At 40.1% G+C, this 18208-nt stretch carries 8 protein-coding genes; 2 read left to right on the plus strand and 6 right to left on the minus strand.

All coding sequences use genetic code 11. The features are described 5' to 3' along the window. Nucleotide 1 precedes the first annotated feature (1 nt). The 4 genes from LV716_RS03125 to LV716_RS03140 form a co-directional block, all read right to left on the minus strand. Nucleotides 2–1300 (minus strand): glycosyl hydrolase family 17 protein, encoded by a 1299-nt coding sequence (locus LV716_RS03125; protein ID WP_163416339.1) that lies wholly within the window; start codon nt 1298–1300, stop codon nt 2–4. Between the two features lie 47 nt (nt 1301–1347). Next, the gene (locus tag LV716_RS03130) at nt 1348–3087 is read right to left on the minus strand and encodes a glycoside hydrolase family 3 N-terminal domain-containing protein (protein ID WP_233759219.1); all 1740 of its coding nucleotides are present in this window, start codon (nt 3085–3087) and stop codon (nt 1348–1350) included. A gap of 216 nt (nt 3088–3303) precedes the next feature. After that, nucleotides 3304–5670, minus strand: a complete 2367-nt coding sequence (locus LV716_RS03135; RefSeq protein ID WP_163416341.1) for a PKD domain-containing protein — start codon at nt 5668–5670, stop codon at nt 3304–3306. Between the two features lie 26 nt (nt 5671–5696). Next, a complete protein-coding gene (locus LV716_RS03140) occupies nt 5697–6551 on the minus strand; it encodes a family 16 glycosylhydrolase (protein ID WP_233759220.1) in 855 nt (284 codons plus the stop codon). A gap of 686 nt (nt 6552–7237) precedes the next feature. Here LV716_RS03140 and LV716_RS18510 point away from each other — a divergent pair. After that, nucleotides 7238–7282 carry a hypothetical protein gene (locus LV716_RS18510; protein ID WP_370637522.1) on the plus strand — a complete coding sequence of 15 codons (45 nt, stop codon included), beginning with the start codon at nt 7238–7240 and terminating at the stop codon, nt 7280–7282. A gap of 732 nt (nt 7283–8014) precedes the next feature. Here the strand turns inward: LV716_RS18510 and LV716_RS03150 are convergent. Together LV716_RS03150 and LV716_RS03155 are read right to left on the minus strand one after the other, a co-directional pair. Beyond that, nucleotides 8015–11200, minus strand: a complete 3186-nt coding sequence (locus tag LV716_RS03150; protein ID WP_163416342.1) for a glycoside hydrolase family 2 TIM barrel-domain containing protein — start codon at nt 11198–11200, stop codon at nt 8015–8017. Between the two features lie 528 nt (nt 11201–11728). Then, nucleotides 11729–14515, minus strand: a complete 2787-nt coding sequence (locus LV716_RS03155; RefSeq protein WP_163416343.1) for a two-component regulator propeller domain-containing protein — start codon at nt 14513–14515, stop codon at nt 11729–11731. Between the two features lie 291 nt (nt 14516–14806). Here LV716_RS03155 and LV716_RS03160 point away from each other — a divergent pair, with 291 nt between their 5' ends. After that, the gene (locus LV716_RS03160; protein WP_163416344.1) at nt 14807–18079 is read left to right on the plus strand and encodes a S41 family peptidase; all 3273 of its coding nucleotides are present in this window, start codon (nt 14807–14809) and stop codon (nt 18077–18079) included. Nucleotides 18080–18208: the final 129 nt, after the last annotated feature.

The raw sequence follows: 18208 nt of genomic DNA on the forward strand, positions 1-18208 counted from the left end.
GTTAGTGAGCAACTGCCTGTTCTTTCTTCGTTGGAGGGACAAGAACATCCTTCATCAACGCCTGTTTATCTCCACCATATGTTTTGGTGATAGGATTTCCATTTCTCGTCAAACCTTCAAAAATGCCTTCGTCGACCCTATCCCATAAAGCGTATTTAGCTTGACCTTCGATAGTAAAAAGACCAAAATGATTTTCAGAGCCACTAGCATTTGCAGCGTCTTTCCACTTTTCATTGAAAGCCTCAAAATAGAAGCAGGAAATACCATTGCTATTTGTCCAATCCCGTATTTGATGGTAATACATCGCTTCTTTGTATTCATCTGTAGCCTTTGAACCTTCTGGACCATAATGACCGTTCGATATTGTTGCCCATCCTGTTTCACCAATATGTATGGGTTTGTCAACACCTAAACTTTTCATATAATTTGAAACGGAATCATACTGTGAAACGGCAAACGCTTTGGCTCGAACCATAGCGGAGTCAATTTTTTGAATGTCCGAAAGTTGCTCTTCTGCTTCGGGGACGCCCCAAAACTCTGGATTATAGTGTGAGTTGTGATAGGGATAGGTATGCATTGAAATATAGTCTACGGCCTTGATGAGCTTTTCAAGATCTTCGGTATGGTAACTATCGTCTCCACCACCCCAAGAAGCATAGTCATCAGAACTGGTAATCCATACATCTTTGTGAAGCACTCCTTTTTCCTTTAATCCTTGAAGGTGATTGACCCATTTTAGAATGACCGATGGTTGCACGTAATAGCTTTCGGCCCATTTGACCATGGCCTCATTACCAACTGCAATAATCTTGACAATGTCCGGGTATTGGTTTGCAAGAACCACAGCCCTGCCAATTTCACCTTCATTTTGTTCACTTTCTACATTGTGGTCGGGAGTTTCTCCGGTCCACGCATTTTTACAATCTATCCATGCACCCAGCATTACATACATTTCAACATCGGAATTCTCCTCTTTTAGTTCTTGTATAGCTTTTAACAGATTGGTTGCCTGTTGTAATTGAACATTGTACGTTCGCAAAATTTTGATACCCATTGCGGAGAGAATCCTCATATCCTCTTTTAGCTCGGCAATGGTAGGTTGAACATCTCGTGTACCTGTCCTATAACCACCATAGGATATTGCCAAGTAGTCTGGATTACCTAAAATATCTTTAGCTATCACTTCTTTTTCTATTTGGGGTTTGTCTTCTTCTACTTTCGTTGTCTTTTCTTTACATGAATAGCCTGCTATCATTACTAATGCAGCAACTATTGGTCTTATCATTCCTTGTATCCTCATGTTGTTTGGTTTTCATCATTAGTCATAGCTATCTTGATTAAGCGCTCTCAATACTTCAGCCCAAATCCATAAGGATATAGCGGAGTGATTGTTTGATCCCAAAAATTAGGGCCATATTTTCCTTTATAGTCTTCGACCGATTTTGGCCATGAGTGCGGTAATGTTCCTTTAAAGTTGTAATCTCCAAAAAGCACTTCCGCAACACCTCCTCCTTCGGACCCAAGTAACCATGCAGCAATAAATGCTTCTGATTGTTCTATCTGTTGTGTTGTTACCAGAGGACGACCCGAAATCAGTAGTACTATGGTTTTCACGCCCATATTGGCATAAGTGTCCACGTAGTTTTGATGACTTTCGGTCAGCGTCAATTGATACGCATCTATTTCACCACCTATATCTCCAAAAGACTCGGCATAAGGTGTTTCACCAATTACGATAATGGCAACATCAGCATCATTATGGTTTCCCGATGCATCTATATCGTAAACTACCGTTCCTTCAGCTGTTTTTTCAATTCCTTCGAGAATAGTAGTTGCTCCTTTATAATTTTCTGTGGAGCCCTGCCAGTTTATTGTCCATCCTCCAGACTGTAATCCACCATTATTGGCATGTTCCCCTACAACTACAATTTTTTTCGTTTTTTTATCAAGTGGGAGTATATTGTCATTGTTTTTAAGCAACACCAATGATTCCCTTACCGCTTGTCGTGCAACATCCCGATGCTCTTTAATTCCAATTTTTTCGATTAACGTAGCATCTGGAAAGGGGTTTTCAAAAAGACCCAATCTATATTTTTGACGCAATATGCGTCTTACCGCATCGTCAATACGTTCTTGTGGGACATCACCACTTTGAACACCATTTTTCAAACCTTCAAGGTACATTTCAAAATCACCTTCCACGGCCATTACCACGTCCACTCCAGCATTGATAATATTGTTCTCCCCAAATCGGGAATAGCCTTTCCAGTCCGAAACCATAATACCATCAAAGCCCATCTTTCCCTTTAGGATATCTGTAATGAGTTCTTTGTGTGCATGCATTGGCCTGCCCGATAACGAATTAAACGATGCCATCACAGAACCAACACCTTCATTAACCGCAATCTTATAAGGGGGCAATAATCGTTCTATTACTTCGTCCATGTTTAAAGAGGTATCGCCACCTTCAAAACCATAGTCCGTGGCACCATCTCCAATAAAGTGTTTTGCCGTTGCCATTACCGTTCGCTTATCGGATAGCTTACCTTGAAGTCCTTTTACTGAAGCTTTAGCCAATTTTGCCGTCAGTTCTGTATTCTCAGAAAATGCTTCATACACTCTGCCCCATTTTTCATTGTAGGGTATGGCCACACAGGGTGAAAAAACCCATGTAAATCCAGTAGCTTGTGCTTCCAACGCAGTAATTTGGGCTGCACGTTCTACCAGTTCTGCATTTCGGGTAGCTCCCAAACCAATGTTGTGCGGGAATATAGTAGCACCTTCAAAAGTATTTTGTCCATGAATGGCATCTACGCCGAAAAACATAGGGATTCCCAAACGGGTCGACAATGCCTTTTTCTGTAGTTCTGTAAACTTTTCTTGCCATTCCATAGCTGTTTCTCCAGGTAGCGGACCTTGTGTATGAATTATGGAGCCAATGAACTTTGAAGCGATATCTTCTTCAGAAATATCATCGAAGTGCCGCACTTGTGTCATTTGCCCTATTTTTTCATCTAAGGTCATCCGCGTCAAGAGTGAGTCAATTTTTTGTTCTATGCCAAGACCTGTATTGGTTTCAGGGTTCATCTTTTGGTTTTTGCAAGACAAAAATGACAAAGCCACCACAAAGCCAAGCATGGAATTGGTCATTTTTTGGATAGTTTTAGTCTCTTATTTTAAATGAGACTGTAACATTTTAAGTTAGTTAGACTAATAATATTTGAAAACTATACTGTCTTGGTTTTTAAGCTAAGACAGTATAGTTGATTTATAATTAGACCTTTTAATAAAACATATTTACTACTAGTCTATTCTTATGTTGTCGATATAGAAAACCCCGTCTTCTGTAGTCAATTCGCCATCGCCTATACTAACAGGATTATCTGGCTTTATAACCAATTGATTTGCTTCAAAATTAGGTGGAATTCCAGTAAAAACAACTTCCAGTTCAACCCATTCATTGGCCGCTGCTGCAACCACTGTAACTTCACCCGGAAGTCCTATACCAGGAGCATTAGGATTATTATTTACTCCAAAACGATAAGAAACATTTGCTCTATCAGAATATACTAAGACTTTAAGGGTTGTCGAAGCTAAATCGCCAATTACATCTACGTTAGGAAATGCATTTTGCACTCCAGCAAACCTAGATGTACCAATTGCTTTATTAATCCTTAAAACATTTGCGGAGGTATTTAAGCCTGTGGCAGAAGGGTTTGCTGCTAACTCTACTGAAATAGAACCATCATTTGTAAATGTCCCTAAAAATGTTTCACAAGCTTCAAAAGTAGCTGGTAACGATAAAGCATCAGTAGGAGTATCAGTACAACCGCCTCCTGTACTACCACCGCCATTGTCTGTATAGAAAAACACATTATCCACAAAGATATTTGCCGTCACCCCATCACCTAGAACATCAAAAATGATTTGGTTGATAGTTGGGTCGTCAGGCAGTGGACCTTCAGGACCGGCCGAGGGTACCAAATCTGTAATGGCCACATCGATGGTATTCCATTCACCACCTGTCAAATTCACCTCTACATCCTCTCTGGAAGTAGGAGTAGTAAAGGAAATGAGACCGGCCCTGAACGAAACATCCTCTGCCACCCAAATATCCATACTGAAGTTGGTCCTTGAGTCAAAACCTGCATCATTTTGTATTCCAACGAAATCAGTATTATCGTACCTCCATACGTCGTCGCCGGCAACCTGTATCTCTGAGAACGTAGCTCCGTCACCGTTTCCAAAGGCCCTGGTATTCGTGCCCGCTACATTGGTATAAGCATTGCTGAACACCGAGGTCACATCTGCTGTATTTTGGGTCGGTGTTGGTGCAGCCATTGTTGGTTCGGTGGCCACGACAGTAGCCATATCAAGTACAATATCATCAAAGTAATATGTTCCATCTGCGGTGATAGCGCTATCCATTTCATCATTATCTGGCTTTATGACCAATTGGTTATATGCTGTTGGTCCCCCTGGTAAATTTGTAAAAGTGACCTCAACTTCTGTCCATTCGTTAGCGTTTGGAACGGTAATAAAGACAGGAGCAGGATTTCCCGTTGGAGGATCAGTCTGTGGATCCAAGGCCAACTCAAATCTGAACACTACATTTGCTTTCGTTGAATAGATTTTTGCTTTAAATACATTTGTAGTTGTTAAATCAAAATTATTTTCAAATGTATTTTGGATTCCTGCAAAGAAATCTGCACCAGCAGCCTTATCCACTTGCAATACAAAATCTGAAGTATTGATACCTGTTTTAAATGGATTTTCTACAAGTTCAGAAGTTAGTCCGCTTCCAAAGTTAGCATCGGAAAGAAAAGTTTCGCAACCTTCAAAATCCAATGGAAGTGAAGTAGCAGCCACAAGTGTATCTGAGCATCCAGCAGTTTCTCCACCGTCTCCTCCTTCAACCAAGGATACATTGTCTATCACAACGGTTCCAACAGCAGCTCCCAAGTCAAATAACACTCTGCTGTCAGCTCCACCAAATCCTGTAGCCGACAATTCAAGTGTAAAGGTTTGTGTATCCGTTGTTAAATCAACCGTTCTCGTATCATTGGTAAAGGGGTCTACATTCAGACCTATTCCAGCGATTATGGTTCTAACCCTATCCGACGAAGCATCGAAAGTCAAAATATAATTAGTTCCTTCAGTAAGATCAAGTACCTGACTCAAGTTTACATTAAAGGCATCGCCTGCAGTTTCCACATTAGCAAAATTGAAGCTATTTCCTCCTTCGGTTTGTACATTAGCGGCATTACCACTCCAACCTTCAGATCCATTTTCGAAATCACCATTGGTCAAAAGTCCACTATCAAACGGTGGCGGTGGTTCAGGTAAATTAATGGTCAACTCATCCTCGAAGACATCTGATGCTCCCGCAGTATTCGAAGCGGTCAGTTTTACGGTATACGTACCACTTACATAAGTTTTGACAGGATTAATTTCAGAGGAGGTGGTTCCATCCCCAAAATCCCATGCATAGGTCTGTGCCTCTTCTGAAATATTGATAAAGGTAACTATACCCGCATCTTCATCCAGGGTAAAAGTGAAGCTTGAGATAACCTCTGGTAATGTACCTTCATCGTCATCATCGCATCCAAAAAAGGATATTGCAAGAGTAAAAAGTACCAAGTACTTTGCTTTGTTTAGTAATTCTTTCATAGTCTTTATATTTTGAGTTTAGTTAGTTATTGTTTGTATACGCGCACGTAGTCCACGATCATAGTCTGTGGAAACTGAGTTTCAGCATTTGGGGATCCAACAAAGGTCCCACCTACTGCAAGATTCATTAAAATGAAGAAGGGTTTATCAAATACCCACACTCCTTCACCATCTGTTTCTTCATCCACATCTTCAGGAGTAATTTGATTGTAAAGCACATCATCAACATAGTAATTGATAAAATCCGGTCCCCATTCAATTCCGAAAGTGTGGAAACCTGTATCGAAGCGATCGTTTTCCAATGTAAATTCCTTAGAAATAGCATCACCTCCATTGTAGCCCGGACCATGTACACTTCCAATAAGGATTGAAGGTTCCTGACCGCGATATTCCATGATATCAATCTCACCAGCACCTGGCCACGGATTTTCATCAATATCTGCACCCAGCATCCAGAATGCAGGCCATATCCCCTGCCCAAAAGGCAGTCGGATCCTGGCTTCAAAGCGACCGTATTGCTGCTCAAATTTGTCTTTGGTAATCAATCGTGCTGATGTATACTGAGAACCTTCAAAAGATTCCTCACGAGCGGTGATCAACAATACCCCGTTTTCAACCCGAACATTGTCCGATCGGTCGGTGTAGTATTGCAACTCTTGGTTTCCCCAACCGTCGCCACCGGGTCCATTTCCTATATCGAAGCTCCAAAGTTGGTCATTTGGTGCTCCTTCCGTATCAAAATTTTCGTCTAAAACTAAATTGGTAAATGTAGCCACTGTCTGTGTTTCATCTGTTTCACAACCGGATATAACGCTCATTGCAATTACCCCAAGGCATATTAGCACTGCCGATTGTATTGTTTTAATCTGTATATATTTCATAATCATTTTTTCCGATTTTAAATGCAACATCATTCCGTGAAAAAGTAAATGTTATCGAATATGAAGTTTGGTCCTCCTGCTAAGATGAGTGCTCCAAGATTGTTTCTTTGAGCAGCTAAATTTCCGTCCAGAGGAATTTCAATTGAGGTCCATTGTCCAGGTGTCAACCCTTCTATCAAGAATCTTCGGTCAACATCATCCCCATCGGGAAGTCCTGTAGTAGTATTTGTTTCCAATACTTGGTTGGCACCGACATCCCTGATCTGTACGTCCACAGCTGTGGATTCATCAAATGGATATACATCAATATGAAGTGTTGTACGGCTAGTACCGTCCAAGGTATTACTGAATACGATTCCTGTAAAGTTGTTGTTGGTATATACCAATGCATCCTCATCGTCATTTGAAAGGAGCTGAAGGTTGGTTGTAGACCCCCCAAAATTTGGCTCAAAGATGCTTTCAACCGCATTAGCATATTCATTACTGAAAATAGCACTCACATTTTCTGCCAATTCCATAGGTAGAGGGGCCGTTGGCAAAACACCATTGGAAGTAATATCCAAAGATCCTGATGCCCTGACATTCGCCAATTGGGCCGTGATGGAAGAATTGCCTGATCCAACAACCACAATTTCACCCGATTCATTAACTATTGCCACTGAGTTATCTGACGAAGAAAAATCGAAATATGCCGGAGCTGCCGAAACCGTTTGGTTTATACCAGAGGCTAGATTAAATGTTTGGCTGATTCCCGTAATCACGAACTCTATACCATTAACTGCCGGAGTAGAAATATCTTGTCCAAAAAATATAGTTGGACTGGGCTGGGCTATAGTTCCAAGTTTTTCAAAACGTAGTTCATCAATCCAAAACGTATACCCAAAACCATTGGTAGTTTGTGTTCCTGCCGAGAAAAAAAACATCCCCCTTTCCTGTATCAATTTTGAAGGATCTGGAATAGGAATGATAACTTTTCTCCAATCCGTAGATAAGCGTATGTTCTGGGCAATAACTGCAAACTTATTTTCCTCAAAATCAGTTCCAAAACCTACTTCCCCAATGGTAGCGGTAATGGAGCCTTTTACATAAAAGGTCAAGGCATCAAATCCGGTAAGATCTCTACCATCACCTCGATCCAGGAAAATGCCTCCAATAAAGCCACCGTCTGGGTCATCTGGTGCGGGAACATCAATTCGTATGGAAGATGTTCCCATAAAAGCGACATTGTCATCCGTACCAAAGCCCTCAGGATTTGCTCCTTCGTTTGGATCAAACGAATCAAAAAATTCATCCGTGAGCCCTACCGGCTCGTCTGTAAATATGTCTCCATTGTTAGAAAATGCTGCAAATTTCACATCATCTGAAAAGTCTCTTTCACAACTTGAAAAAACAGCAATACCCAGGCTCAAAAGGAGTGTAAAACGTAAGTGTATATTTCTAATATTTTTCATCTTTCAATCTTTTTATTTGCCAATGTTGATGTGTACGTAAGTCATTATCTCCCATTCACTACCGTTACCAAAACCAACAGGGCTGATGGTAGGTTCTGTCGCAAATTCTTCAGCAGCATTTGGAGCGAATCTTGGTGAGAATTGATCTAAAGACCTCCATGTACCTCGAATTCCTATTTGCGTGCTTGGCAAAATGAACCAATCTGGTTTACCCAAAGTGGTAGAGAGGTCCAACATTAGCTGTAGTGGGAATGTTAAGTTGAAGTCCCTATGGTAATCAAAAGGTCCCCAATCATTAACCCTTACATGCGTCTCTAATTTCATTTTCTTGTAAATACCACGAATATCGCCTCCAAAGCGCTTTATCAATCGGTCACTATCGCCGTTCCCCTGTCCGTTACCGTAATAGAAATTCCCTATCAATCCCAATTCTGGACTTAACTTAGAAACCATTCTTGAATGGATTTCCCATAAATCTTCGGCAGGCGCCGAGTCAGGAAAGGAAAAGATAGTACGATCGGCCAAGAATCCGATATGCGCATCCATTGTAGTAGGAAGGTGACGGTATACAAAACCTAAGTTCATGGCGAACTTGGCATCTTCAGACCTATCATTGTCCCATTCATACATCCATGTTCCTGGTGTTGGATCAAAAGTCAACAGTATCTCACCAGCAGTGGTCTCACGATTCCAACGTACAGAAAAAGGATCGTCAATAATGTTTCTTAGTCGACCAGGCGCTTGTACATCCCGTGGCATGGCATCCACTAATGGTTTTTGCCACATAAAATTAGGAGCTATCTGAAAATTCCCTGCCGCGAAAGTAAGTCCAGAAAATACACTGGTTACATTGCCACTTCCCGTATCCCTTAATTTCCATCCTGTGAACGTCATGGTTTGATCGGCACCACCATTGGCAATCAATCCCATAGCCGATGCTTGACCATACCAATTGAATTTTCCTCCTTCATAGGTAACTTTAATTTTACCTCCCCAATTATCACTGGCTTGTATTCTATCTTCAAAAACAACGTAGTTTCCGGGCGTGCCCCTAACATCTTGGAAGGAGGTGCCATTCAATGGGCTTCCTGCCCAAATTCCGCCCACCATGACTCCAACTTTTCCAAATTCCCGTTCTATGGCCAGTGTTGCTCTTTCGGTCGGCCAAGGCGGTACTACGCCGCTTCGTAGTTGATTGACATCCAAAACCCTACGTCCGCTTTCATCAAAAACGATTTCAGTTTCAAAATCCCTATGATAGATACCCGTAACATCGAATTTTCCTATATGCCTTTTATATTTAAAAAGCATGGTAGGATTAGCACCCCACCATAACTGAGGTCCTATAGCAGCTTTTAAACCTTTCAAGGGTCCTTTTCCATCTATTTCAGCCCCTAAAATCTCTCCATTATAGATATCCAGATTCGGCCCATAATTGGCTTCTGGATACAGGCCAAAAAAGTCCCCTTCATACCCCCAGTGGTAATGCCCAGTTCTATAAAAACCTCTTAAATCGAACTCTTTTGCGTTCCACTCGAATTCTGCTTGGTAAACAGCCACCCTGTTATTATCAACCAGCGGCACATCGCCTTCTGGTGTATTCACTAAAATCGGTCTAGCCCTGTTTTCATAAAAAATCTCATTGATGGGGTTTTGGGCAACATTACCCACCACATTAAAATTCACTTCGGCCCGCATATTTGGAGCTGGATTCCCTTCTACACCAATAAAGTAGGATTGCATGTGATCAAACCCTAATTGATTTGGAAACGTAATTGCGTCGTCTGGATCTGGGTTATCCGGTGTTGTAATCAAACTACCGCCTGTACTGAATGTTGAGAGTCTTGCCGTAAGATTGCTTATACGAAGCAGATTACTTTGCTCCCCATTCAAGGCCGCTTTGTCCCCACGAGCCTTAAGAACAGCATCCATTAGCTGGATGTTATTGAAGTGGTTTGTTATAAAATCTTGGTCTACACCTGCATCATAAGGATTTAACTGATGTGCATCTTTCAACGCGTAATACGCAGCACGTGGATACAATTCGTAGAGTCCTCTTGGATTGGTTGCACCTTTGGCACAAATCCCAAACCATTCTTCGTTCATATTATTTGCTCCCGGTGCCGCTAAATCCCTAGAATACCCACCATTGGACCACGAAGCATTGTTGTCATGTACATCTGCATTTTCTCTATCATCAAAACCAAACTTCCACCACCCATCACTAAATTGGAAAGTAAATCCTCCTATTGAGTTTCCAGCTTTTCCAATTCCTGCAGCATTCTCATAGATTTCTTTCCAGTTTTCGACCATATAATAGGCCTGTGAATATTGGTCTTCTTTGTTTTCGATTGCATTAAAGGCATCTGCTCCAAACTCCGTGAACATCACGGGCTTGTTCAATTTATCCTTTACTACTTGGAACATGTCCCCAAAAGAAGCTCCACGATACGTATTGGTTCCATAGATGTCAACGTCTTTACATTCTTCGGCAACAATATCTATAAAGAGTACGTCTCCATTACAAATAGCTACCGGATGTGAAGTATCCATAGACTTCATCATTTTTGCAGCCTCGTTCATCAATCGATACATAGGTCTCCCTCGACTTTCCCCAATAAAGTTGATTCTTCCTTCATCATCTGGAAAATCTTCGGTTTCCGCTCCTGCCCAAAACAGACCATAATTGTTTTCATTACCCAATAGGTATAGTAAGAGTCCAGGCGTGTCTTTGTAACCATTGACCAATTCCTTCATTTCGGACATCAAGAACTCTTCTGTCGTAGGGTCATCATAAATCGTCACTGGTGTCCAAACCCCGTTCAGTGTCAACCCGTAGCGTCCAAAGGAGTGGTTGAGCATGGTATAAATACCATAGTTTTCGTAGATGTACTTAATCCATTTTGCAGGAACGCCCGTGTATTGTCGAATCACGTTTACGTTCATGTTCTTGAGAAGTGACATCTCAGTGTCGAGTCCAGCTTTAATTACATCATCTGGTTTTTTCCAAAATGCTGCGTTCACTGTGTTCGTACCAATTGGAATGTAATCCCAATTCATACCATTAATCATGAAGTCCTCTCCATTGACCACCAGTTTCATTCCCTCTTCATTACTTACGACAGATACCTTGTCCGCTTGCGCATACAATCCCACCGTACATAAAAAGAGTAGTAATCTCAGTAAATTGTTTTTCATAGTTATGTTTAGTTTAATTCAGTTATTCGTTATAGGTATCATTGTTTTGGCTGGTATGAAATAGATACAATTTGATTTTGAGCTTCAACTATAAAAATCTCCAACCATTCCTATCTACACTATTTCGAATGGTTAAACTTATCCTAATGAATTGATAAATCCACAAAAAAGACCTCAACAAAAAACATACATATTAAAAAATGACACCTATTTTTACGATATAGTTATAAAAGCCCATTTTTAGTGGCTTCTACAGGAATTCGAATTCTATCGCTTTTAGTGAAAAATTAGGTGTGTATAGGTAATGTTGAGGTAAAAAAAGAAATGTGTATAGGCTTTAAGCTCTAATATGTTGTTTACAACGTTTTCGTTACGTGAAAGATTCAATTTTTTAAAGGACGGATATAGCTAAATCTATGCATGACAATCAGAAATAGCAATAAACAAAGATAGATTTAGTTGCGAACAAACGCTGGTTTTGATTTTATCAATACATTACATATCAAATAAAAGAAGAAGAGATAACATTTAAAGCTTAAGAATATAATTGACCAGATTTGCATCATGATCCAAGTTCATTTTTTTTCGAAGCCTGTATCTTTTAATTTCGACACTACGCGCAGATATGTTAAGAAGTGGCGCTATTTCTTTTGAGGATAGATTTAATCTTAGATAGGCGCAAAGACGTATATCATTTGGGGAAAGGTTAGGGTGTGATTTTTTAAGTTTCTTCAAAAACTTGCGATCGGCATTGTTAAAAGCTTCTTTAAAGAGCTCCCAATCATCATTTTGATTTAGACTTTTATCAATAATAGTAACGATAGGCCTAACTGATTCTTTGTTTTCAACACTGGATACAAGCTGTTCTTTCACCTTGGACAATAATTCGTTCTTTCTTATAATACTTAATGTGGAAGCGGCGAGCTCGTTACTCTTACTCCTAAACTCTTCTTTGAGTTGCTCATTTTTAATCTTGATGATTTCCTTTTCATTTTGGGCTCGCTCCAATGCCATTTGTCGCTGATTTTTTTCAATCAGTTTGCGTTGCTTATTATGATAATACCTTCGATAAAGGCTATGGATAAATATCGATGCTAAAACAAATGCCACTATATAGAGAGCAAGCATAGTGCGCGATATATACCAAGGCCTTTTAATCTGAAAAGAATACGTAGCCGTGTTGCTGGAGACCGTATTCCCTATTTTGGCTCTTACCTTGAAAGTGTATTCGCCATATGGAAGGTTTTCAAAACTAATGGCCGCGTCTTTTTTCCACGGACTCCAATCTGGATACATTCCCAATAGCTGATATTGGTATTCTGGTTTCAAATACTTTTTATATTCTGGGGCGTAATAAGCTATTTCAAGATTGTTTTCATAACTCTCAAAGTTCCCTTCCCTATTCTTGTCCAATGAGCTATTCTGTTTTGTACGGTTGTTTTTTCCAGCATTTCTAACCGTTGCAATTTGTACTAAAAAATCTTGTTTTGGAAAAGCATCTATGTTAACCGTAAAATATCCAGAACTGGTACCAAACAAATACTTTTTATTTTCGTTCAGTGCAGTAACGTTTTCATATCCTACAATATCATTTCTGGTATCTATGGTCATAGGAACAGATTTAATAATTGGTTTTGACGCCAGATTACTTTCTGAAATATAACTGACCCCCGATTTGGAAAATATCCAAAGAAAATCATTCTTTGCATCAACAGTCATTTTACCCGATATGTAATCGCCATCTGAGATAGCAAGGCTCAGTAAACTATCCTTTACAAAGTTGTTTTCATCTTTATCATACTTTAGAACCCCTTCTTCATAACAGTATAACAAATCATCACGATACCTCTTAATCCCAGAATTGGAACCTTTGATAATCGTATCTATGTTCACATTCAATGCCTTGGTTAAATCAGCATCTGTATGTATTGTAAACAGACCCTTGTACTCATGGTTAACAAATATTTTTTCATCAAAAAATTCAAAGTATCTGGAAGAATGCTCAAAACCAGAAATCTTGTTCTTAAGTTGCCAAGAACGATTGGTTTTCTCAAGAAGGTACAGACCGTCGTAATTGCCCTGTAAGAGAATGTCTGGTCGCCCTTCTAGAGATTTTATATTCCAGGCACCCTGTACATTGGCTATTTTTAAAGCCTTATCGTTTTTTATTAAAAATGTACCCTCATGATGTCCGCAAAACAGCTCATTAGCTATAACATTTAACGACCAGACTTGACCTTGTGTGCCAGGGATACGTTCAAAATTGGTAGCCCCATCCATTCTCTTATAAAAAAGTCCCTGATTGGTTCCAAGATATAAATTGCCTTGATGCAAGACAGAAGCATACACACTGCCTACTATTCCCCTACTATCGTGATAGACATTGATAGGTGATGTTAGATTTATAAAGCTTATGCCATTGTCAAGTCCCAACCAAAGATTGCCATCCACATCCTCAAATAGGGAGAGGACCGTATTGTTACGAAGCCCTTTAAGTTGGTCGATATGATTTAAAAGACTCCCATCTTTGTCCAAATGCAATACACCATGGGCAATGGTACCAAGGGCATATGTTCCATCCCTTAGTTTTAAGGCACTATAGATACTTACCTTAGAAAGTAAGGTATCTGCACCTATCTTCCATGGTTCAGCTATGTCCTTCTCAACTTTAAAAAATCCTTTATTTCGAGTAAGGACCAATAAACCATCCTGATCTTGAAAAATGTTGACCACTTCATTTTCCAGAAAAGGTTCACGATTATATTGAAGGGATTTAGAGTCGTTTTCAATACGATAGAGTCCCTCATTTAAGGTTTGGAAATAAAGATTTTGATTGAGATTAAACACTTTTGGCAATGTAGTTTCGGATTCAATGACCTTGACCGAATCATCTTGAAGATCATAAATATAGAAGTGGTTAAGCGATTGAAACACCATTAACCGGTCAATACTCAAAATGTTCCAAAATTCTTCGTCCTGAATCAAATTCTGTTTAATTCTTTTTGATAGTGACGTATACTGGAGTTTACCTAGCTTATTTTTTTCCCAATAGCCAAACTCCATGTAACAACCTGTATAAATACGCTCTCCAACAACTTTCACTGATCGTATTATGGTCTCGTTCGGTGATGGAAATAATGACCACTCAGCACCATTAAACTCCAAAAGCCCCTTACTATTCGCAACATAGATAAGTTTATCTTTTGATTGTGATATGGCCCAATTTTGATTTTCGGCCTTATATTCTGAGGGTAGGAAATTTTGAACAGGTGGTAGCTCTTGTGCGGAGATGATCATCCCAACAAAAAAGAGCATTGGCGACACTATTCTGGAAAATATATTCACTTGTATACCTGACTTAAGGGTTTAAAAATCACAACTAACTAAAAACTAATACACTACAAAAATGAATTAGGTGCATTTGCAAGATAAAGCATGATGAAGTATGGGGGTTTAAGGGAACAGTATCTTTTCTTTTTCCCGTAAATTAAGCAAAATGATTTTAATCGGAGGAGAACTACGACCACTTTACAGATTATCTATTAAACTCGTATCTTAACAGCTACATTTAAAAATTTTACATCTTCAAAAAACAATGACAACCTCATGAAAGTAGACATCACAAACTCAAACCTAAACTTCAGCGTGTTTTTTGTAATACTATTTTGCTGCATAACAAGCATTTCACTAAATGCACAAACCGAGACCAAACTCATGCACCAACCTGCATTGAGCGATACTCACATTGCCTTTATTTATGCCGAAGATCTATGGATTGCCAATAGGGATGGTTCCAACCCTAAACGCCTTACCATAGATGAAGGGATTGAATCCAGTCCTATCTTCTCACCAGACGGTAGCATGATCGCCTTTAATGCTGAATATGACGGTAATATGGATGTTTTTATCATCCCTTCAAAAGGGGGCATCCCTAAAAGACTGACTTGGCATCCTTACAACGATTTTGTGCGGGATTTTACTTCGGATGGAAAAAATGTACTTTTTGCATCGCAACGAAATTCCCATACAAACAGATATCTTCAATTGTATACCATACCCATAAACGGAGGTACCACTACACAATTGGATGTCCCCAATGCTTTTTGGGCCTCGTATTCCGATAATGATAGCCATATCGCCTACACGCCCATATTTGATGCTTTCAACCAATGGAAACACTATCGAGGTGGACGCATTTCACGAATTTGGGTCTACAATACCGAGAACCATAAAGTAGATGAAATTCCAAAACCAAGTGGAGGGAGTAACGATACCCAACCTCAGTGGATAGGTGAAGATGTCTATTTTAGGAGTGACCGGGATGGGGAGTTCAATCTGTACAGTTATAACACGGTAACAAAGTCCGTCAAAAAGCATACGGATTATAAAGATTTTCCAGTAATCGGCCCTAAGGCACATAAAAACGCCATCATCTATGAGCAGGCTGGAACGCTACATATTTTTGATACTGCTTCTGGTACCGATGAAAAATTGACCTTAACCATTAACACCGACCTGTTGGAATTACGGGAACGTTATGTGTCTGGTAATAAATATGTACGCTCTGCTGCTGTTTCTCCTTCAGGAGCAAGGGCAGTGTTGGATTTTAGGGGGGATATCGTAACCGTTCCTGCGGAAAAAGGGGATGTGGAAAATATTACCCAAACTACCGGAACCCACGAAAAATTTCCGCAATGGTCTCCAGATGGAAAATCCATCGCTTATTTTTCAGATGCATCCGGCGAATATGCCATGCATGTGCAAAATGTAGAAAACGGTTCTGTCAGAAAAATCGAATTAGAGGGAACGGGTTTCTATGCAGCTATAAACTGGTCTCCCGATAGCAAAAAAGTCTGTTATGTGGACAACGGCAGGAATTTGTACGTTACCGACATCGCTTCTAAAAAAACCACTAAGATTGCTCAAGATGACCTTTTTGTTCCCGGTGATATAAGAGAATTGTTCAGTGATTGGTCTTTTGATTCAAATTGGGTTGCCTACACCAAGGTAATAGCCACTAATTTTGAAAAAGCGTATCTCTATTCCCTATCCGAGAACAGGTCGTATGAACTTACAGATGGCCTCTCCAATGTAACGAGCCCTGTTTTTGATCCTAGTGGCAAGTATGTTTATCTATTGGCTTCCACAGATGCTGGGCCACTGGTCAATTGGTTTGATCAATCCAATACCGATAAAGTTTTGACTACATCGATATATTTGGTAACCCTTCAAACAAATGTGATGTCGCCTTTGAAAAAACAGAACGACATTGAAAAAGGAGAAGAAAAAGAAGAACCCAAAGAAAAAGATGTCCCAAAAAATAAAAAACAAAAGCCCGAAGCTCCCAAAACACTAAAAATAGATTGGAAAGGTATCGAAAACAGGATGATAGCCCTACCCGTAAAAGCAGGAGTGTACAGTGACCTTACCAGTGTTAAGGAAGGTGAACTGTACTATATATCCTCTTCCTTCCACTCACCTGAATCACACCTCAACAAGTTTACTTTCGACAAAAGAGAATCCGAAGAGCTGCTACCCTTAAACAGTTATCAGATTGCCGCAGGTGGAAAGAAAATGTTCTATAACAACAAGGGAGCTTGGTTTGTTTCCGATGTTGGCAAAAAATCAGAAGAAGGTCCTATAAACTTGGATGCAATTGCCGTGAAAATCAATCCTACCAAAGAATGGAACAATATTTTTTATGAGGCATGGCGCGTCAATAGAGATTATTTCTATGACCCGGGAATGCACGGAGCCGACTGGGATGCCATGAAAGTAAAGTACGAACCTTTTATAGCACATGCTGCCTGTAAACAAGATCTGTATCGAGTTATGCAATGGATGTTCAGCGAATTGGCCGTGGGGCACCATCGTTTTGGCAGTCGTGGTGATGAGATGAACAAACCGGAAGAGATTCCCGGAGGACTTCTGGGCGCTAACTATAACGTAAACAACAATCGTTATCAGATAAACAAGATATACGGGGGGCTTAATTGGACACCAGATTTAAGGTCTCCACTTACCGAACCGGGCATCGACATAGCAGTTGGCGATTATATCATTGAAGTAAATGGAAAAAATGTAGTTGGCACCGATAATATTTATAGCTTTTTTGAAAACACTGCAAATACATTGGTGGACTTAAAAGTGAGCAAAAGTGCGGATGGCAGCAATGCAAAAACCTTTAAAGTAACTCCACTTGCCACCGAATGGGCCATCCGAAACCGAGATTGGGTCGAAGGCAACATGAAAAAAGTACATGAAGCCACAAACGGGGATGTTGCCTATGTGTACGTACCCAATACAGCGACAGCTGGATTCGAATACTTCAAACGGTACTTCTTTCCGCAGGCAGACAAAAAAGCAATCATTATTGATGAGCGCTATAACGGTGGTGGCTTGTTGGCTGATTACTACATTGATATTCTAAAACGTCCAGAACAAGCGTATTGGAATTTTAGGTACGGGCAAGATTTAAAATCACCCAGCGCATCTATTCAAGGCCCAAAGGTCATGATTACGGATGAAACCGCTGGTTCCGGGGGTGACTATCTTCCTTGGATGTTCAGAAAATTCAAAGTAGGGACCATTGTAGGAAAACGTACTTGGGGCGGTCTAGTTGGGGTATTGGGCTATCCGGAGTTTATAGACGGCGGCGTAGTTACCGCACCAAACCTGGCATTTTATACAAAAGATGGATATAGGGTCGAAAACGAGGGTGTGGCCCCGGATATTGAAGTGGAACAGCTACCCGAACTGGTTGTAAAAGGCCAAGACCCACAATTGGAAAAAGCCATCGAAATTGTCTTAAAGCAACTCCAAGAAAATCCACCAAAGAAAATGGAGCGCCCTGCGTATCCCATAAGGACAAAATCTTAAAAAAATGAATTCTTTTTGAAATTAAAAAGCCTGAAAACATAATGTTTTCAGGCTTTTTATTGCTGAACTCATTTAAACATTTTGGATTGAAGCGAAAATTAGGAATTCTTTGCCATTTTGAAGGCATTT

The sequence above is a fragment of the Flagellimonas sp. HMM57 genome (assembly GCF_021390175.1).
Taxonomy (GTDB): Bacteria; Bacteroidota; Bacteroidia; order Flavobacteriales; family Flavobacteriaceae; genus Flagellimonas.